Origin of the sequence: Thermosyntropha lipolytica DSM 11003 (genome assembly GCF_900129805.1) — a bacterium.
GTDB lineage: Bacteria > Bacillota > Syntrophomonadia > Syntrophomonadales > Syntrophomonadaceae > Thermosyntropha > Thermosyntropha lipolytica.
Genome location: NZ_FQWY01000016.1, coordinates 34,393 through 53,308, shown reverse-complemented (window position 1 = coordinate 53,308; position 18,916 = coordinate 34,393). Strand labels below are relative to the sequence as shown.

The 18,916-nt window shown below is 41.8% G+C and carries 19 protein-coding genes, 5 tRNA genes and 2 pseudogenes; 19 read left to right on the top strand and 7 right to left on the bottom strand.

The window, feature by feature from the left end; all coding sequences use genetic code 11:
* The 6 genes and pseudogenes from BUB92_RS06015 to BUB92_RS05990 form a co-directional block, all read left to right on the top strand.
* A pseudogene (locus BUB92_RS06015) lies at positions 1-261 on the top strand (UPF0236 family protein); the annotation flags it as partial.
* Positions 262-374: 113 nt separating this feature from the next.
* Positions 375-450: transfer RNA gene (locus tag BUB92_RS06010), tRNA-Asp, on the top strand.
* Between the two features lie 87 nt (positions 451-537).
* Positions 538-613: transfer RNA gene (locus tag BUB92_RS06005), tRNA-Phe, on the top strand.
* 6 nt (positions 614-619) lie between these two features.
* A tRNA-Gly gene (locus BUB92_RS06000) sits at positions 620-694 on the top strand.
* A 164-nt stretch (positions 695-858) separates the two neighbouring features.
* Positions 859-934 (top strand) — tRNA-Cys (locus tag BUB92_RS05995).
* 18 nt (positions 935-952) lie between these two features.
* Positions 953-1,041 (top strand) — tRNA-Leu (locus tag BUB92_RS05990).
* A 106-nt stretch (positions 1,042-1,147) separates the two neighbouring features.
* Here the strand turns inward: BUB92_RS05990 and BUB92_RS05985 are convergent.
* The 6 genes from BUB92_RS05985 to BUB92_RS05960 form a co-directional block, all read right to left on the bottom strand.
* Entirely contained in the window at positions 1,148-4,237 is a 3,090-nt protein-coding gene (locus BUB92_RS05985; RefSeq protein WP_073091550.1) for an Ig-like domain-containing protein, read from the bottom strand.
* Between the two features lie 17 nt (positions 4,238-4,254).
* A complete protein-coding gene (locus tag BUB92_RS05980; protein WP_073091548.1) occupies positions 4,255-4,662 on the bottom strand; it encodes an SPOCS domain-containing protein in 408 nt (135 codons plus the stop codon).
* 19 nt (positions 4,663-4,681) lie between these two features.
* Complete coding sequence (locus BUB92_RS05975) at positions 4,682-5,149, bottom strand: SPOCS domain-containing protein (RefSeq protein ID WP_073091546.1); 468 nt, start codon at positions 5,147-5,149, stop codon at positions 4,682-4,684.
* Between the two features lie 84 nt (positions 5,150-5,233).
* On the bottom strand, positions 5,234-5,653 hold the full coding sequence (locus BUB92_RS05970) for a DUF3794 domain-containing protein (protein WP_073091544.1): 420 nt from the start codon (positions 5,651-5,653) through the stop codon (positions 5,234-5,236).
* A gap of 20 nt (positions 5,654-5,673) precedes the next feature.
* Positions 5,674-6,171: an SPOCS domain-containing protein gene (locus BUB92_RS05965; RefSeq protein WP_073091542.1), complete on the bottom strand. Its 498-nt coding sequence runs from the start codon at positions 6,169-6,171 to the stop codon at positions 5,674-5,676.
* A gap of 15 nt (positions 6,172-6,186) precedes the next feature.
* Positions 6,187-6,681 carry an SPOCS domain-containing protein gene (locus tag BUB92_RS05960; protein WP_073091540.1) on the bottom strand — a complete coding sequence of 165 codons (495 nt, stop codon included), beginning with the start codon at positions 6,679-6,681 and terminating at the stop codon, positions 6,187-6,189.
* Positions 6,682-6,887: 206 nt separating this feature from the next.
* On the opposite strand from BUB92_RS05960, the gene BUB92_RS05955 reads away from it, so the two are divergent.
* Both BUB92_RS05955 and BUB92_RS05950 read left to right on the top strand, forming a co-directional pair.
* The gene (locus tag BUB92_RS05955) at positions 6,888-7,463 is read left to right on the top strand and encodes a DUF3794 domain-containing protein (RefSeq protein WP_073091537.1); all 576 of its coding nucleotides are present in this window, start codon (positions 6,888-6,890) and stop codon (positions 7,461-7,463) included.
* A gap of 105 nt (positions 7,464-7,568) precedes the next feature.
* Complete coding sequence (locus tag BUB92_RS05950; protein WP_073091535.1) at positions 7,569-8,159, top strand: DUF3794 domain-containing protein; 591 nt, start codon at positions 7,569-7,571, stop codon at positions 8,157-8,159.
* 13 nt (positions 8,160-8,172) lie between these two features.
* Here BUB92_RS05950 and BUB92_RS05945 read toward each other — a convergent pair whose 3' ends face one another.
* Positions 8,173-9,846: a methyl-accepting chemotaxis protein gene (locus BUB92_RS05945; protein WP_073091533.1), complete on the bottom strand. Its 1,674-nt coding sequence runs from the start codon at positions 9,844-9,846 to the stop codon at positions 8,173-8,175.
* Between the two features lie 321 nt (positions 9,847-10,167).
* On the opposite strand from BUB92_RS05945, the gene nadA reads away from it, so the two are divergent.
* The 11 genes and pseudogenes from nadA (at position 10,168) to BUB92_RS05890 (ending at position 18,876) form a co-directional block, all read left to right on the top strand.
* Complete coding sequence (gene nadA / locus BUB92_RS05940) at positions 10,168-11,085, top strand: quinolinate synthase NadA (protein ID WP_073091530.1); 918 nt, start codon at positions 10,168-10,170, stop codon at positions 11,083-11,085.
* 26 nt (positions 11,086-11,111) lie between these two features.
* Positions 11,112-11,546, top strand: coding sequence for an RrF2 family transcriptional regulator (locus BUB92_RS05935; RefSeq protein WP_073091528.1), 435 nt, complete (start codon positions 11,112-11,114; stop codon positions 11,544-11,546).
* The gene (nifS, locus tag BUB92_RS05930) at positions 11,543-12,718 is read left to right on the top strand and encodes a cysteine desulfurase NifS (RefSeq protein WP_073091526.1); all 1,176 of its coding nucleotides are present in this window, start codon (positions 11,543-11,545) and stop codon (positions 12,716-12,718) included. Before BUB92_RS05935 ends, nifS begins: the two co-directional genes overlap by 4 nt.
* Before the next feature lies 1 nt (position 12,719).
* Positions 12,720-13,082, top strand: a pseudogene (nifU, locus tag BUB92_RS05925) (Fe-S cluster assembly scaffold protein NifU); the annotation flags it as partial.
* Between the two features lie 7 nt (positions 13,083-13,089).
* Positions 13,090-14,004 carry a cysteine synthase A gene (cysK, locus tag BUB92_RS05920; RefSeq protein ID WP_073091523.1) on the top strand — a complete coding sequence of 305 codons (915 nt, stop codon included), beginning with the start codon at positions 13,090-13,092 and terminating at the stop codon, positions 14,002-14,004.
* A 14-nt stretch (positions 14,005-14,018) separates the two neighbouring features.
* On the top strand, positions 14,019-16,406 hold the full coding sequence (locus BUB92_RS05915) for a heavy metal translocating P-type ATPase (protein ID WP_073091521.1): 2,388 nt from the start codon (positions 14,019-14,021) through the stop codon (positions 16,404-16,406).
* Positions 16,407-16,431: 25 nt separating this feature from the next.
* Positions 16,432-16,872 carry an MOSC domain-containing protein gene (locus BUB92_RS05910; protein ID WP_073091519.1) on the top strand — a complete coding sequence of 147 codons (441 nt, stop codon included), beginning with the start codon at positions 16,432-16,434 and terminating at the stop codon, positions 16,870-16,872.
* Positions 16,873-16,878: 6 nt separating this feature from the next.
* Complete coding sequence (locus BUB92_RS05905; RefSeq protein ID WP_073091516.1) at positions 16,879-17,457, top strand: class I SAM-dependent methyltransferase; 579 nt, start codon at positions 16,879-16,881, stop codon at positions 17,455-17,457.
* A gap of 112 nt (positions 17,458-17,569) precedes the next feature.
* On the top strand, positions 17,570-18,364 hold the full coding sequence (locus tag BUB92_RS05900; RefSeq protein WP_242939010.1) for an inositol monophosphatase family protein: 795 nt from the start codon (positions 17,570-17,572) through the stop codon (positions 18,362-18,364).
* 16 nt (positions 18,365-18,380) lie between these two features.
* Positions 18,381-18,626, top strand: coding sequence for a CBU_0592 family membrane protein (locus tag BUB92_RS05895; RefSeq protein WP_073091514.1), 246 nt, complete (start codon positions 18,381-18,383; stop codon positions 18,624-18,626).
* Between the two features lie 37 nt (positions 18,627-18,663).
* The gene (locus BUB92_RS05890) at positions 18,664-18,876 is read left to right on the top strand and encodes a hypothetical protein (protein WP_073091512.1); all 213 of its coding nucleotides are present in this window, start codon (positions 18,664-18,666) and stop codon (positions 18,874-18,876) included.
* Positions 18,877-18,916: the final 40 nt, after the last annotated feature.

Below are 18,916 nucleotides of genomic sequence, written 5' to 3'. Positions count from 1 at the left end.
ATGGGTTGGAGTCGGGAAGGACTGCGAGCAATGGCTGAACTGCGAGCATACTTAAGTAGCGGCGGCAAGATCAGCCTGAAGCATTTAAAACAGGAACCAAAGAAAAGCTATAGCCTAGAAAAAGCTATGGCCTTAAAGGTCAGCAATACCTTTACCAGAACACGTGAACAATTAAATAATGTGCCCATATTAAGCAAAGGTAAAGTGATACCAATGTTTAAATGTTTGAAAGATATGCATAATGGAACATCTAATTTATAAACCAAAATAGAGTGGTCATTAATTTATAAATATCCTATAAAAAGTTGACACTATCAAAAAAATGAAAAACCTTTGACTATTTTTAAAATAGATGCTATAATAAACATCGTTGCGGAGCTGTGGTGTAGCGGTTAACATGCCGGCCTGTCACGCCGGAGATCGCGGGTTCAATTCCCGTCAGCTCCGCCATAAAAAAGAATTTAAAATCACAAGGTTGACAATCTAAAACCAGGTGGATATAATAATCAATGCGGCAAGACAAACATAATAGTTTCTGCCTCGGTAGCTCAGTCGGTAGAGCAGTGGACTGAAAATCCACGTGTCGGTGGTTCGATTCCGCCCCGAGGCACCATGATAAGCGGAAGTGGCTCAGTGGTAGAGCATCGCCTTGCCAAGGCGAGGGTCGCGAGTTCGAATCTCGTCTTCCGCTCCATAAAGTAAAACAGGCGTTACGCGAGTAACGCTTTTATTTTGTTATAAAAACTTGTCCAGTGTTTTATATAAATTACTTACCTGGCTAAAACCTCGAGGTTTTGCTTGCAATATAAGAAAAAAGCTGTTATAATAAATCCTGCGTGAGAGATAAACCCTTTACGGGGGCGGGTGGCGAAGTGGCTAACGCTGAGGTCTGCAAAATCTCCATTCACCGGTTCGAATCCGGTCCCGCCCTCCATAGAAGAAGGATTAACATGCCCGGGTGGCGGAATAGGCAGACGCACGGGACTTAAAATCCCGCGGTTGGTGACAACCGTGCCGGTTCGACCCCGGCCTCGGGCACCATATATAAAAAATAGGGACGCTTAAAAAAGCGTCTTTTTACTTTATTCAGCCTTAAAAAGCCTGGCTTTTACAGCCAGGCTTTTTCGCTATCTATTATTTAACATAATCAACATAGCTTGATCCCGACAAAAAGAACTACACTTTTTCTTATAGTGCGGGGATTTAGCAGGTGATACTGTTTGTGTTCCAGTATAATTACAGGACACAGCTCGGCATCAAGCGGCAGCTCAGGCCAGATAATATAGCCTAAAAATGGTTTGGTAAAATGGGCAAAATGCACCTTCTGATCATCAGATGTTGAGCTGTAGGTTACTTCAAATGTTACATGCCCACTAATAATGACTTTCGTTCCTTCCAGGGTTTTAATAGTTTTTATAGAATCTATCTCGGCTATAACTTCAAAATTTATAATTTTTTCTACATCAGGTTTTAATACTGGTATTTCAAGGGTTCCATCTATCAAAATCTGAGTATAATGATCAGGCAGATTATCTATTATATAAGTGTGTGAAGTTTCTGCCGTAAGCCCTCCACAGTCAGTTGCTACTGCTTTTACTACATGAGCCCCTTCGGCAAATTGTGCCGTATCCCATTCGTAAATAAACTGGATATCCGTATCATTGCCTACTATTTCTGTGTGCACGAGCACATCATCGATATATATATCTACTTTAGCCAGACATTCATTGTCATGGGCAGATATCAGGAGGTCTACTACCTCTGAAACCGTAGAACCATCCGGTGGTGAAACTATATTTACCACCGGTGGGGTGTTATCGATTACGATATCGAGGATTTTGGCAGTAGTATTTGAGCATCCGTCAAAAGCAGTTACTTTCAGCTTATAAGGCCCATCAGGAAGTAAAGTGGTATCAAAAGAAACCGCATAGACGTTATCAAATGAAGTAGTTACAATAGCAATAAGGTTATAGTTTATTCCGCCATCATTTGAATATTCAAAAACAGTCTCGGTAACCCCTACATTATCAGTAGCACTTGCTTTAAGTGTTATATAACCTTTTATAAAACTGTTGTTTATTGGTGATATCCAGCTAACCGCAGGAGGAGTATTATCGATGGTAAATGTACTGTCTGATGTATTCTCTCCTTCTAATTCTCCATCCGAAGCTATAACCTTAATGAGATAATTGCCACTGCTGGGAAGCCCTGACGTATTCCAAACATAAGACATGGCAGTAAGTCCGCTGACCAGAGTGTTATAGCTAGCTCCTCCATCGGTTGAGTACTGAATTTTATAGGTTAAAGGATCTCCATCCGGATCAGATGCCACCCAGGTAATGGTAGTTCCGTTACAGATTATTTCGCCCCCATTAGGATTTAATACTGTAACCTGGGGAGGACGGTTTATTATGCTAACTTCAGCTGTATCAGTTATGCTGTAGCTGGCCGGGGAAGTATCTGTACCGGTCATGGTAACCTGGTTTATAAATGTGCGGGTAGTTGCCGGTGGTGCCAGAACAGTAAGGGTGATAGTATAGGCGGCGGGATTAAGTGGTGGAATAGGGGGCATATTCCAGGTAATAACATTGCCTACAATTGAACTGGGAGCCGGCACAGCTGATACAAAAGTAAATTCCGGAGGCAGGGTATCTTTTACCACTACATTATTCAGAGATAAGGTACCGTAATTGCCCAAAGTAATAGACCAGGTAATCATGTTATTGGGATTTACAGTTTGATAAGCCGGCGTTTTATCAAGAAAAGGTGCGGCACCCGGAGTAGCTTGAATAGAAGTACAGTAATTTAGTGAGTAGCTTTCATTGAAGTTGTCATCATAATAGGTATAGTATGAAGCAACGGTGTTAAAGCCGGGACTGGGAGGTGTTACACTGGCCGTAAAAGTCAGTATGGTACCAGGGCCGGTATGCCCGGAAAGAGCAGTTTCATCCCAGGTAAGGGTTTGCCCTACTATACTGGTGGGGGGAATGCTGGCGTCAAAATTATAGGTTGCAAAGGGAGCCAGGGTGATAGTAACCGAAGCTGAGGTGGCCTCACTGCCTCCTTCATTATCCAGAGAAAAGACCACGTTACTTGGAAACCCAACCGGTATATTTAAAGGTGAAGCATTAAGTGCAATACGAGGTTTGCCTACGGAAAAGAGTACGGAATTAAGAAGGTAACGCAAAAAAATCATGTCAGTATTAGCTGTATGAGTATAAGGTTTTTTCATATCATAAGTGTACTCATGCCCGCCTTCATATACGATTTTACCTGCTCCCGTGCCGCCTTTATAGCTGCCTGCGGCTAGAAAATCATAATTTAAAGTTCCTCTTCTAAAATAAGCCAGCCTTTGGGCGGAAGGCAGATAGGTTGCAGTCCAGGTGTTTACAGCTCCTCCCGGACGGCTGGGGGCAGTTGGGGTAGAAACAGCCTGGGTTAAAGGGAAATCAGGTTTTTCTACGAAAAAGGTATCTCCTTGATTAGCTACGGAAAATGTGCTGGTTATAAAAGGACCTACAATATTTTCAATACTCTGTATCGAGTGGCAGGTAGCATGCAGCATGCCGCCTATACGCAAAAATGTATCTAAAGCATCGCGGGCCGCAACTTCTACCGGGTTATTTCCTGACCAGTCCCTATCATTGGTATGGGCCGACAGGAATATGTCATATTTTAATCTTTTGCATGGATCAGCTGCACTGCTTAAAAAACCATAATTGGCAATAGTGGCATGGTCAAGCACATCGGGGGAACTGGTAGTCCACACATTTCCATTAGAATCAGGAATTCCTGCACTGTTAAGATATTTTATTATTACTCGAGCATTACGCTCTTCTATACTTATGCGAGGAGCCCGCCTGAGGGTCATGGCAACAGGAGCGGTAAAAGCTGCGGTTGCTTGATGGACAGTTACCGAATGATTAAGCTGCCATGATTGAATTATAGGAAGGGCTAAAGCTGCATAGCTGAAATCGATTATAAAAGGGCCTCCGGAGTAGTTGTGGCTGTTTATTATAGCAGAAGTTTGTATATCCTGAGCTGAGGCAATAAAGTCTGTATCGTCAACACTAGTTTTCCCCGGCTTAATAGCCCATTTGACCGGAATCCCCTGCTTGAGCAGTGCATATACCAGGCCATAGGCGCTTATCATGCCGGTGTCGATAGCGGCTCCATTCTGATAGGTAGTATCCATAGGAATGATGTAGGAACCAGGAGAAAAGTATTCGACTGCCATTTTTACCCTCCTTTCGGTTAAGGATTATTCTGGGTTATATCAATATGAATAACGATTACCTTGGATAAGTGCCTGTTATCTATCATATGAATCTGGGCATGTTCTTCGGTGATTTCTACACATATAGGACTGCCAGGGGGAGGGCCTCCAGGCCATTCTATCAGTTTGGCAAATGGTTCTTCAAAATGGGCTCCATGTACCTGCTGGTCTGGTACATCAGCTACATATTTTATGACAATTTGGGCTAAGCCTTCTATAATAACTTTGCGTACAGGCAGAGGAGGCTGGTCATCAGTCATAAGTCTGGTATCGATGACTTCTGCTTTGGTAATTTGGTAGCGGATCATATACCCCAAAAGCTTTTCCATAGGGGGGTTTTTATCTGGTATAGTAAGATTATGGTTTATAACGATTTCATCCCACATATTTATCCCCTCTCATTTATCAGGTTTTTTTCTTAAGCCAGATAAGAAGTATTATTTCATAAGAGATAGTGCGCTCATCGATTTGCGAATATTGCTCGTATTCCACGCAAACATGTACTATATACTGACTAATATCAAAATCCAGGGGGAGAAGTGATCCGTCCTTATTCTTTATCAGGGCCTGGAAAGGAATATCAAAGTGGGCAAAATGCACTTTCTGGTCTTCGGTTTTTGCTATATACTCGATTCCTATCATAAATTTTCCTACCGTAAGAATTTTTTTCCCCGGCGGCTTTTTTACGGTTATGGTTATAAATTTAGTTATATCTATTTCATGCATAGTATTAAAAATTTGTTCTTTAGGAGGTTTGTTGCTTGGTATTTCTACGATTCCATTTAGAGGTAACTGGGTGTAGTAATCTATTTCATCGCCGGGGCGGGGACAAAGTTCAAAGCTGGTTTGGCCGCTTGTGCAGTATTTCTCCATTACACTTATCCTCCTTAAGGTAGTTTTTAACAATAAGAACCTCCGTTTGGAGGCTCTTAAATTAATAATTTACTATTTGCCTTATTATTTTCTATATACTTCCAGGCGGATCAGGAGCGCTTTGAAAATCCTTCTTTCATCTTCTTTTATAAAGATAGCTTTTTCGATGACAGGTTTAACTATGATTGGGGTTCCCTGCGGTGGGCCTCCCGGCCACTCGATAAGGGTACAGAACTGAACATCAAAGTGAGCTAAGTGTACTTGCTGGTCATCTACAAGAGCAGAATATTTAATTTTTATTTTAGCTATACCAGTTATAATAACTTTTCTAAGCTGCAGGGAAGTGTCTTCAGGATAGACTAAAGGAGTGTCTATTACTTCTGCTTTGGTTATTTCTATATCAACCATGGTATCTAATATACATTCCATTGGGGGTTTTTGCGGGGGGATGATCAGTTTGCTGTCAATAGGCACTTCCGTAAATACCCCGGTAAAAGTAAGCATATAATTACCTCCTTAAAGAATTATTTTTTCTCCAGCCAGATTAAAAGGACCAGAACCGCTTTTATCTCTCTTTTGCTTAATTGATGGTATTGTTCATGTTCCAGGCATATATGAATTTTATAGTCTTCTATATCGAAGTCAGGGTCATCTATGAGGCCGCGGTTAGTATAAGGATCACAGGGACGATAGCCTATTATTCCCTGAAAGGGGATATCCCAGTGGGCAAAATGTACCTGCTGTTCAGGCATATCAGCTGAGTATTCAATGCCAAGTTTCAAGGTGCCGCTTATTACTAATTTTTTACGCAGTTTCTTTTCGCGGTCTCCCAGGTCTACAGTTATAACTTCGGCACTCGTAACCACAAAATTTTTGATTACATTGGTGATCAGTTCTTTATCCGGTTTTTGAGGCGGTATATATAAATGTTCACATATAATTATTTCCGTAAAATAATGCTGTTCAGGGTGGGTAGGACATAATACATCAGATAAGCTTACAGTATCATTTAAGCAAGTCACTTTATGAGCCCTCCTTTATGATATTTCTTCTGCCCAGATAAGAAGCAGCAGCTCAAAATACATTTTGCGTTCATCTATCTGCCTCTTAATCAGTTTTTCAATACAGACATGAACGACATAACCACTGGTGAATATGGAGTCATGAGGATCAATGAGCAGGCCGCAGTCATTTAAAAGTATAGTCTGGAAAGGCAGTTGAGCACGGAAGAAGTGTACCTTTTGATCGGGAGTTAAAGCAGAATACTGGATTCCCAAATAGATATTGCCGGCAACAAAGATTTTGTTTCCGGGATTAGGCTGATACGGTATAGGATCAAAAGGAAGAGTTACCGTAACCGTCTGGACATCAACCAGTTCAGCTTTGACATCGACATTTACTATTTGTTCAGCGGAAGGCTTTTGAACAGGAATTTCTACCACATCAGATACAAATATCTCCTTAAAATACTTGGCGACTCTATCCGGATAAGCGGGACAGAGTTCCACTACACTGGCAGGCATCAGAGTCATTATTAAACCTCCTTAATACTTTTTAAATATTGAATTAATTTACATTTATTTGCCTGATGTATTTTATGTAAAAAGGCAAATGGGGGTTACCGTTTCTAAGCGGGAGGAAAACAAAAGTCTTGCGTTTTGAATATTTTATAAGTAAGAAAAAAGCTTTGTGTGATAATGCTTTTATGGAATAAGCCCATGAAGAAAGGATGATAAAAATGTTTGATAAGATTGAGTATCATGGTTTACCTGAAAGATATCCGCCCCGAGATCATATCTGCCACTACAAACAGATAAGCATCAATGAACATCTAGTTGTTCCCTGTGTTAAACCCCCGATAGAACAGCTGTTAGAGGTGAAGGTACATCCGGTAGTAGATGAATGTGTGGTTATAGATACCCCGGTAGGCAAAAAACTGGTGATAAAAGGTTATGTTGAACAGAAGATAATCTATGTGGCCGATGTTCCCTGCCAGTCAGTACATGCCGCCCACTTTACTATTCCTTTCTGCCATTTTGAAGAAATATCATCAAGCTGCATATGGAGTACCTGTGATATAAATAATCCTCATGTGTTAGTAGAATATGTATGTGCCAAAAAAACCGGGCCTAAAGAAATAGCCAAATGTGTAATACTTTTAATATGGTGGCCTAAGAAAAGCCATCATGTACCCCCTCCTTGTCCTCCCGATCCTTGTTCAAGCGGGGAAGGGGGAAACCATCATCACCATAATTATATGCCGGGGTGTAAAAACTGCAGCATGTATGGAAACTGTCCTATAAGTGGAAAATAAGCATAAAAAAACAGGGATTACTTAACCGTCCCTGTTTTTTTAGTAACTTTTTTAGCTAAAAACTCATAATTTAGTAAAAGGTATGATAAAAAGGGTGGATAAATAATGCCTGTAAAAATTGATTATTCTGGTGATAAATTATCATTTCCCAAACCGGAACAAATACTTGCTTCAAATCAGTTTATAGTGGAAAAATGTATAGAAATTCCCCGGGATAAGCCTGATATGGCTAGAATTGTTGATGTTAAGCCAGGGGTAAAAATAGATGTTTACCAACTTATTGATAGTCCCCGGGGAAAAAAGGTTTTTATCCGCGGACATATAGAACAGGAGATACTCTATATAGCTGATATGCCCTGCCAGCCGGTACATGGATTTCATGCCGTTTATTCTTTTGGCACTTTTATAGATTTGCATGATTGCGGTATAGTTGATTTTAGCGGGCTTGAGAGTTTAAAGCCCCAGATACTGATTGAATTTATGGAAACGGTTAAAAGCTGTTCCCGTTCTATCAGCCAGTGCATAATTTTATTTGCCTGGTGTCCAAGAGGAAGCATTATTCCCCCTAAACCGCATCCGCCTTGTCCATATCCTCCTTGTTTTCCTACCATAAATATAGTACAGGAATGCAAAAATGAATGCCGGCCCAAAATAGTAAAATCCCGTTCCCGGCCCAAGTATTATGTTTATAAATAAATCAGGGACCATATTAGCTTGCCTTATCAGCCCCGCTATCAGGTAGGGAATTCTGGGAAGAAGACATATACAGCAGATTTTGCAGTTCCTTGGCTAGCAAGGCAAGGTCATCTGTCTTATTATTGAGATCCTGGCTGTTTATATACTGCTTTTTAGTTAACTGGAGTATATGCTCAAGCCGGGCAGATACTTCTTCATTTTGCCTGCATATGTGGTCAAGTTTTTCCGCAACCGCAGGCAGGTTATTAAGCAAAGTATTGCTGGAATGGGCTGCATTTTCAATATGAGCAAAGCTTTCATTTATATCAAGCTTGATGATAGCAAATACTTTTTGCGTATCTTCAATCTGGTTATTTACATTTTTTATCAGTTGGTACATATTATTAAATTCTCCTAACAGGCTGGCAAATGATTTTCTGGTCTGATCAAGCATATAAAAGGCTTTTTGGGAAAAATTGCGCGCATCTAATGCCAACTGGCTGATTTCTTCTGCAACTACGCCAAAACCGCGTCCATGCTCACCGGCTCTGGCTGCTTCTATAGTGGCATTTAAGGCTAAAAGCCCGGTGTGGGAAGATATTTTTTCAATAGATGTATTTATATCATTAAGGTTCTGGAGATGTTTTTCGGTTTCATCCACTATTTTTCGCAAAGCGGCTGCATAATTATCGGTGGCAAGGATTTTAGCATGTGTAGCCAGAAGGAATTCTTCTCCCTGCAGGGTAGCCTGAATTATATTTTCACTTATTTTTATGCTTTCTTCGTTTTGCCTTTTTATATCCCCGGCAGCTGCTGCCAGCTCATCCATGAAATTTTTTATGCTGGTTATAGATTCATTTTGTTTACTTATTTGGTAGTTAATATCTTCTACCTCGTTTTTTATATTTTTAGCTGCCTTACGGTTTTCTTCAGCCGAAGTTTTAAACTCCGTACTGCTGGCATTTAACTTTGCTACGGAATAGGTAATCTTATCGAAAAACTGCTGCAGGAAAGAAAGCATTTGATTAAAGCTTTTACTGAGCATAGCTATTTCTTTTATATCCGTACGGGAGGAAATGAAAGTATCAAACTGTCCTTTTTCTACCTGTTCTGCGGTTTTACTTATGTCGATAAGAGGATTTACGATTTTTTTTATGCTCTGGGAAAAGATTAAAAAAGCTGAGCAGGTTATTATTACTGCCAGGGAATACATAATATACTTTAATCTGTATACAGGTTTAAAAATCTCCGCTTTTTTAAAAACCAGCAGGGCTAATATCTGGTTATCTGCCGAATACGCATAGGATATTATGTACTTTTCCTTTTCGCTAGTTCCTTTCTGTTGTTTTATCATTTCTGCTGTTTCTTCCGGTTTAAACTGAATATTTTTTTCTTCCCCGCTTATTTGCAATATGTTATTCTGGCTGTCTATAAGATACTGGGTGACATTATAGCCGTGCTCCTTTAAATATTCGGCCCGCTGTCTGGCAAGGTAATAGTTCAGCTTATTATCAAAATCCCGGGCATCAGTAGTTGCTCGCAGGACATTCATCTGCTGTACAACATTCTGGGCGGAAACTACTGCCTGCTGTTTTATGAGGGAGGTTAGCTGCTCTTTTTGCCAAGACAGGTTTAAAAGGGTAAAAGGTATGGTTATTCCGAAAATAATTAAGGCTGCGGTAAGAAAAAGCTTATTTTTTAGCTTCACTGCCTGTTTCCTCCTGTTATACTTATTTAGTTAAGCTTGGTAAGAATTATAAGGGGGAAAAGTAAATATAAAGGGATAGTTTATTTAAGAAAATAGATTTACATGGTAAAGAAAGTGTAAATTTAATAAAAAAGCAATTATATAGTCTGATGGTAGGAAACAATATTGATAAAAGATTTTTAAAATAAGTTTCCCTGACATAAGATAGCCAATAGTTAGCAAAAAATATCAACAATTCCTACCAAAATACTAGGAATTATGATATATTAGTGATATAGTATTAGTTAGAGAAATGTTAAAGATTTCTGAGGAGGAGAAAAAATGCTAAAGGAAAAAGAGATGATGGATCTTATCAAAAAGTTAAAAAAAGAAAGATCAGTTTTTATAATTGCCCACTATTATCAGCGGAAAGAAGTGCAGGAAATCGCAGATTTTGTAGGCGATTCCTATGCCATGGCTCTGGCGGCGCGGGAAGCGGACAAGGATACTATCCTGGTGGCGGGAGTAGATTTTATGGCCGAAACCGCGGCTATATTATGCCCGGATAAAACTATCCTTTCCCCAGAACCTATGGCTACCTGTCCCATGGCCGATAGTGTAGATGTAGAAAAAATCAAGGAATACCAGGCAAAGAATCCGGAAGTTATGCTGGTAAGCTATGTAAACACTCCGGCGGCGGTAAAAGCATTGAGCCATGTATGTGTAACTTCTTCTAATGCGGAAAAAATTATATCTAAATTAGACGGGGAGCGCGATATCATGTTTATTCCTGACCGCAATTTAGCCGGCTTTATCGAAGAGAAAACCGGCCGGGTTATGGAGAAATATCCTTCCTGCTGTCCGGTACATGTAAAACTTACCGCCGGTAATATTAAATCTTTAAAAGAGGCGCACCCGGATGCCTTGGTGCTGGTACATCCGGAGTGTGAGCCGGAAATTTGGAGGGAAGCTGATTATGTCGGCAGTACAGGTGGAATTATAAAATATGCCGAGATCTCTCCGGAAAGGAAATTTATCATCGGCACCGAGGAAGGAATTTTATATCCTCTTAAAAAAGCCAGGCCAGATGCCGAGTTTATTCTGGCTGCTGATGAGCTTATCTGTCCTAACATGAAGAGCATAACCCTGGAGAAAATCCTTTATTCCTTGGAAAACCGGGAAACGGTTATAACCGTGCCGGAAGAGATAAGGGGGAAAGCTTTAAAAGCACTGGAGATGATGATAGATTTAAGCAGATAACTCAAGCTTTAAGGAGGAAAATTTACATGAAACTTTCTACTCGCGGAAGGTACGGCCTGAGGGCCATGATAGACATTGCCCGCGCCAGCAGAGAAAATGAGCCGGTTTCTATTGCCTCTATTGCGGCCAGTCAAGGCTTGTCCGAAGGCTATTTAGAGCAGATTATGACCGGCTTAAAAAAGGCAGGTTTAGTCCGAAGCAGTAAGGGAGCCAAAGGGGGCTATACCCTGGGCAAAAGCCCTGGGGAGATTACGGTAGGTGAAATAATAAGGACTTTGGAAGGAGATATGGCACCGGTAGATTGTGTAAGTCAGGCGAAAAAAGGTATTTGTGATAGGGCTGACCTGTGTGTTACCCGCATAATTTGGGAAGAAGTAAGGGATGCTATCAATCAAGTACTGGATAAATATTCTCTTTTGGATTTATTAGAAAACGAACAAAAACTGCTAAAGGAGAGATGAAAGTGAAACTTGTCTATCTGGATCATAATGCTACCACTCCGGTAGCTTCGGAAGTGCTGGAAGCTATGCATCCTTACTTTAGAGAAGACTTTTACAATCCTTCTTCTATTTACAGCCCGGCTCAAAAGGTCAGGGAAAAAGTAGAAGAAGCCAGGCTTAAAGTAGCCCGGCTCTTAAATGCCGAGCCTTCAGAGATTGTATTTACCAGCGGTGGGACCGAAGCGAACAATCAGGCTATAATTGGTGGAGCCAGGGCTAATAGGAAGAAAGGCAACCATATTATTACTTCGGCTATCGAACACCATGCGGTATTAGATACCTGTTTGCGTCTGGAAAAGGAAGGTTTTGAAGTAACCGTGCTGCCGGTTGACCAGTATGGGACTGTAAGCCCGGAAAGCCTTCAGAAGGCGATTAAGCCGGAAACCGTTCTGGTTAGCATAATGTATGCCAATAACGAAGTGGGAACAGTTCAGGATATCAAAACCCTGGCTCATATAGCCCGCCAAAACGGAAGCCTTTTTCATACCGATGCCGTGCAGGCAGTGGGGAAGATAAAGGTGGATGTAAAAGAGCTGGGGATAGACATGCTTTCCCTTTCTGCCCATAAGTTTTACGGGCCTAAAGGTATCGGCTGCCTCTATATTAAAAAAGGGGTAAAAGTAGAAAGCCTGTTAACCGGCGGGGGACAGGAAAACAAAATGCGGGCGGGAACGGAAAATACTCCGGGGATAATCGGATTAGGCAGGGCAGCAGAGTTTATACTGGAAAACAGAGAAGAGATGGAAAAAAGGATAAGGGAACTAGAAGAGCTTTTGCGGCAGGGGATAAAAGACAGGATACCGGATGTTATCTTTACCGGACATCCCGAGAACCGGGTACCTGGCTGTGTGAGCGTATGTTTTAAATATATAGAAGGCGAATCTATGCTGCTGCTTCTTGACCAGCAGGGGATAATGGCTTCCAGCGGTTCGGCCTGTTCTTCTAAATCCCTCAAGGCTTCCCATGTCCTGCTGGCTATGGGTATAACACCGGAAATCGCTCATGGCTCCTTGCGTTTAAGCCTGGGAAAAGATACAAAAAGAGAAGACATAGAATATGTGCTTGAGGTTTTGCCCGGGGTGGTAGAAAAACTTAGAGCCATGTCGCCATTATACAGGAGAGGAGATGGATAAGATGTATACAAGAGAGGTTATGGACCACTTTTTAAATCCCCGCAATGTAGGAAGTGTTGAAAATGCCGACGGGGTAGGGGAGGTAGGAAATGCTTCCTGCGGAGATATAATGCGCATAGAGATAAAGGTAGAAGATGATAAGATTGCCGATATAAAATTTCAGACCTTTGGCTGCGCTGCGGCCATTGCTACCAGCAGTATGATAACCGAGCTGGTGAAAGGAAAAACCCTTACCGAAGCAGAAAAGATAACTAATAAAAAAGTTGCCGAAGCTTTAGGTGGACTTCCGCCAGTAAAGATGCACTGCTCAAATCTGGCGGCTGATGCGCTTAAAAAGGCTATTGCAGATTACCGGGAAAGGAGAATAGACAGTGATAGCAGCGGACATAACTTATTTGATCGGGCGGACTCCGATAGTAAGGCTTTCAAGGATAAACCCTAATCAGGAAACAGAGCTCCTGGCCAAGCTGGAGTTTTTTAATCCGGGAGGGAGCGTAAAGGACCGTATTGGCCTTAATATGATAAAAAAAGCCGAAGCGGAAGGAAAGCTGAGGCCGGGAGGAACGATAGTAGAAGCTACCAGCGGCAATACCGGCATAGGTTTGGCTATGGTGGCTGCCGTTAAAGGTTACCGCCTCCTCCTCGTTATGCCGGAAACGATGAGTATAGAAAGAAGAAAGCTCCTTAAAGCTTATGGAGCCGAAATAATCCTGACTCCGGGTGAAAAAGGGATGCGAGGTGCAGTTGAAAAGGCGGAAGAGCTGATTAGGGAAAATAAAGACTACTTTATGCCTAGGCAGTTTGATAATCTGGCTAATCCGGAAATCCACTACCTTACTACCGGGCCGGAGATATGGGAAGATACCGAAGGAAGATTAGACTATCTGGTAGCCGGGGTAGGAACGGGAGGAACCTTAACCGGAAGTGGCCGCTTTCTTAAAGAAAAAAATCCGCATATCAAGATAATAGCCGTAGAACCTGCTTCTTCCGCCGTCCTTTCTGGAGAAAAGCCGGGCAGGCACGGTATTCAGGGTATAGGAGCCGGATTTATCCCTTCGGTGCTGGAAAAAGATATAATAGACGAAATCATAAAAGTTGATGATGAAGATGCCTTTAATACCTCCCGGCGTTTGGCTAGGGAAGAAGGGGTTTTATGCGGGATTTCTGCCGGGGCAGCTGTATATGCAGCGCTGAAAATAGCTAAAAAGGCTCCCCGGGGAGCCAGGATCCTTGCCATTATTCCTGATACCGGCGAGAGGTATTTGAGTACGGAGCTTTTTGGATAAAAGGTGGATCTATTATGGAAAAAACAAGAGTTAATATAGAGGGTATGAGCTGTGCAGGCTGTGCAGCCCGCATTGAAAATAAACTTAAAGCCAGAGAAGGAGTAAATAATGTCCATGTTAATCTGGTCCTTAACCAGGCGGAAGTTGAATATGACGAAAACAGGATAAAGCCATCCCAGATAGTCGAGGAGATAGAAGGATTAGGCTATAAAGTTTCCCCTAAGAGGCTTTCCTTAATAGTTCAAGGCATGGGCTGTGCTGCCTGTGCGGCTAAAATTGAAAACAAACTTAAAGAATTGCCTGAAGTTAAAGAAGTATCGGTAAATCTGGCTACCGGACAGACAGTAGTTGAATACTATGGAGAAAAGGGAGAAAAAGAATTTGCCGATCTCATAGGAAGCCTGGGCTATAAAGCTCTTATTTCCCATAAGGAAGAAAAAGATTTATTTTTGCTGCAGGAGGAAGAAAAGGAAAAGTTAAAGAAAAAATTTATACTTTCCTTTCTTCTTTCCCTCCCCTTTTGGGGAATGATGGCTTCTCATCTTTTTTCTTTGCCTTTTCCCGCAAGTTTGATGTCTCCCTCGCTGCAGATAATGCTGGCAACGATTGTGCAGTTCGGGCTGGGAGCTTATTTCTATCGGGGAGCTTATTATGCCCTTAAAACAGGTGGGGCTAATATGGATGTACTGGTGGCATTAGGGACCAGTGTTGCCTATTTTTACAGCCTTTTCGCCGTATTTTTCTTACCTGAGGCTCCTCTTTATTTCGAAGTAAGTGTAATGCTTATTACCATTATCCTGCTGGGCAAATATCTGGAGGCTTCGGCCAAAAGCAGAGCTTCCGAGGCCATAAAGAAGCTGCTGGATTTAAAACCTAAAACCGCTGTAGTTATTACTCCGGAGGGAGAAAAAGAAATACCGGTTTCTTATGTCCGCAAAGGAGATATCGTTCTGATAAAGCCGGGAGAAAGGATACCGGTTGATGGAGAAATAGTGGAAGGTTATTCCGCTGTTGACGAATCCATGATAACCGGAGAAAGTTTGCCGGTAGATAAAAAACCGGGGGATGAGGTTATAGGAGGAACAGTTAACCAGCTGGGAATGATTAAGATTAAAGCTACCCGTCTGGGAGAAGAATCAGTTCTGGAACAGATTATAAGGCTGGTTGCTGAAGCCCAGGCGGATAAGCCTCCTATCCAGAGGATGGCAGATACAGTAGCAAGATATTTTGTGCCGGTTATTTTAGTCCTGGCCGGGATTACTTTTGGCATGTGGTATTTTATTTTAGATAAGGGGGATTATGTTCATGCCCTTTTAAATGGGGTTGCGGTTCTGGTTATTGCCTGTCCCTGTGCTATAGGGCTTGCCACTCCGGTATCAGTTATGGTAGGAACCGGGCGGGGAGCCTCTTTAGGTATAATAATACGGGGAGGGGAATATTTAGAAAAAGCCGGTAGAATCGATACCGTAGTCCTGGATAAAACAGGTACGGTTACGGAAGGAAGGCCTATGCTTACTGATTTAGAAGTATTAGAGCCTTTTAAGGAGGAAGAGACCAGGTATCTAGCCTGGTTTAAAGGGGCGGAAGCTTTAAGCAATCACCCCGTAGGTATAGCTGTAGCCCAGGGCATAAATTCTCCATCAGCAGCTGAGATAATTATGTGGGAGGAATTTCAGGTAATACCGGGCAGGGGAGTAAAAGCCAGGGTAGATGGAAACCAGATCATAATCGGGAATTATAATTTTATGAAAGAAAACAGGATTTATAGCCCGGAAACCGAACAAATAATTTATACTTATGAGAAAGAAGGCAAAACTACGGTATTAATGGCTGTAAATGGGGAAATAGCCATAATAGCCGCCGTTGCCGATAAAATAAAAGCTGAGGCTGATGTGGCAGTAAACAGGCTTAAAGCCATGGGTATTGAAGTATGGATGTTAAGCGGAGATAATATAAATACCTGCCTTAGTGTAGCCCAAAAAACGGGGATTGAAAAAGTAAAAGGTGGACTTATGCCGGCGGAAAAAGCAGAAGTGGTAAAGAAGCTCATGGCCGAAGGCAGAACGGTAGCTATGGTAGGTGATGGCATAAACGATGCCCCGGCTCTGGCTCAGGCTGATATAGGTATAGCGATGGAGAGCGGAACTGATATTGCTGCGGAAACGGCCGGGATAATCCTTATGGGTGGGGATATGGCCAAACTTCCTACCGCCATAGCCTTAAGCCGGGCTACACTTAAAAATATAAAACAAAACTTGTTCTGGGCTTTTATCTATAATATAATTGCTGTTCCTCTGGCGATGGGAGGACTTTTAAGTCCGGTAATTGCCGGAGGGGCTATGGCCTTCAGTTCAGTTTCCGTAGTATTAAATGCCTTAAGGCTTAATAGATTCAAAATATGAAGTATTAATAAAGGAGAGGAAGAAGATGCAGGGTAAGGTTTTAGCCGTAAATATTTCGGAAAAAAAGGGAGAAAAAAAGCATAATATAGGTAAAGCTTATATCAGGGAAAACTGGGGGATAGAAGGGGATGCTCACAGCGGGGAAGGCTTAAGGCAGGTGAGCCTCCTTTCCTATTCCAGTATAGAAAAAATGAAAAAACAAGGTTTAAATCCCGTTTTCGGGGATTTTGCCGAAAACCTGACAGTAGAAGGCATAGATGTTTTCTCCCTGCCGATAGGAACCCGTCTTAAAGTGGGGGAGGCAGTGCTTAAAATAACTGCTATCGGCAAAGAATGCCATAATCAAGGCTGTGCGATAAAAAGACAGGTAGGAAAATGTGTAATGCCATTAGAAGGGGTTTTTGCCCGGGTTATAAAGTCAGGCTGGGTAAAAGCAGGGGATAGTATAGAAGTAATGGAGGAATAAAGATAAATGGGACATAAGTTTGATGAAAAGAACATGCACAAGCTGGATAACCCGAAGAGAAGAGAGCTCCTTCCTCCGGACGAGATTTTAAAGGGAATAGGGTTGGGACCTGGTATGATTATGGCCGATATAGGCTGCGGTATCGGTTATTTTACCCTGCCGGCAGCCCGCCTGGCAGGAAAAGAAGGCAAAATTATAGCCCTTGATTTATCAGAGGAAATGCTGGCCGTATTAAAAGAAAAGCTGGCCCTGGAAAATATCGATAATGTCGATGTAATAAAAAACGAGGAGAATAAATTGCCTTTAGAAGATAACAGTGTTGATATCGGGTTTTTGTGCCATGTTATGCATGAAGCAGAAAACCGGAGTGTTTTCTTAAAAGAGGTAAAACGGATTATAAAGCCGGGTGGGAAAATAGTTATCATAGAATGGGAGAAAAAAGAGACCGAATCCGGCCCTCCGCTTGAACACAGAATCTCCCGGGAAGAGATGCAAAAACTCTTAAAAGAAGCAGGTTTCCGGGATATATCCCTGACCAGCATCAATGGAGTATTCTACCTCATACAAGGAAAATACGATTCGTAACAGATTTTAAATTGGGGACGGTTCTTTTTTTAAAAACTAGTTCGAATCGTAATAAAGGGCCACGGAGATTTTTCCGTGGTTCTGTACTGTGAGCAGAGGAGGTTTTTAAAAATTGCTTGACGGGACTGAAATGTTGGAAAGGGCTAAAAAATGGGCATATGAAGCAGGTAGGGTGCAGATGGAGTATCTGGATAAAAATCTTAATATAGAAACTAAGTCAACTTCTATTGATTTGATAACCGAGGTTGATTATCTATCCGAAAAAATTATCCTGGAGGGGATTAAGGGAAATTATCCTGACCACAGTATTCTTTCCGAGGAGGCAGGGACTTACGACATAAAATCTGATTACATGTGGATAGTTGACCCTTTAGACGGGACTACCAATTATGCGCAGGGACTTCCGGTTTTTGCCGTTTCCATTGCTTTGCAGTACCGGGGGGAAACGGTTCTGGGGGTAGTCTATGCTCCCTTTTTGAAACAGATGTTTACAGCCGTAAAAGGAGAAGGGAGTTATCTTAACGATAAGAGGATAAAAGTGAGTTCAAAAACCGAATTTAAAAATGCCTTTTTAGCCACCGGATTTCCTTATGACCGCGCTATACATCCAGACAATAACCTGAAGTATTTTTGCCATTTTAAGCCCCGGGTAAGAGGGATAAGGAGATTAGGTTCGGCTGCTTATGACCTGGCCTGTGTAGCGGCCGGGATTTTTGATGGTTACTGGGAGCTGAACCTTAACCTGTGGGATGTAGCGGCAGGTGCGTTTTTAGTGGAAGAGGCTGGAGGGAAGGTTATATATCTTAAAGAAAAACGCGGGGTTTCCCTGGTAGCCGGAAATGAAGTGATAGCGGAAAGGATTGTAGAGGAGATTAAAGCGGCTGATTTAAAAGAACAGAATTTATAAGAGAGGGAGAGGAGTTGTGAACCAGGTAATCGCTTTTTTAGCTTCTGTAGCAGTTTTAGGTGCCTATGCCCTTTTGCAAACGGGGAAATTATCCAACGAAGGACGAGCTTTTAACTTAACCAATTTTATTGCTACCGGAACTCTGGCCTACATAGCTTTTTTGGGGCATCAGTGGGGGTTTTTATTTCTGGAAGGAACCTGGGCAGCAGTAAGTATTTATGCTCTGCTAAAATTCTGGAGGAAAAGGAGCTGGATCTTATAAAGCTAATTGCCAAATTGACTGGCTTGCAGAAGAAAGGATGGAGGAATTAAAAAAGAAGATTTTAATTAGAGCAGGTCTTTGTTTAGGCCTGCTTTTTAAGTCTAGAAAGGTTAAGAATGTTTTACCTGGTAAAACAGTTGTAGGTACAATTTATACATTTTTATCTTTAGATTTGCCTGTTTTCAGGTTTTTTAGGGGGGAACTGATAAAGTCAGGAAAAAAACTTCCCCCTGTTTCTGCGGATTATTAGATAAAAATCCTCGAAAACCAGCAAAAACGAAGGGGGGGAG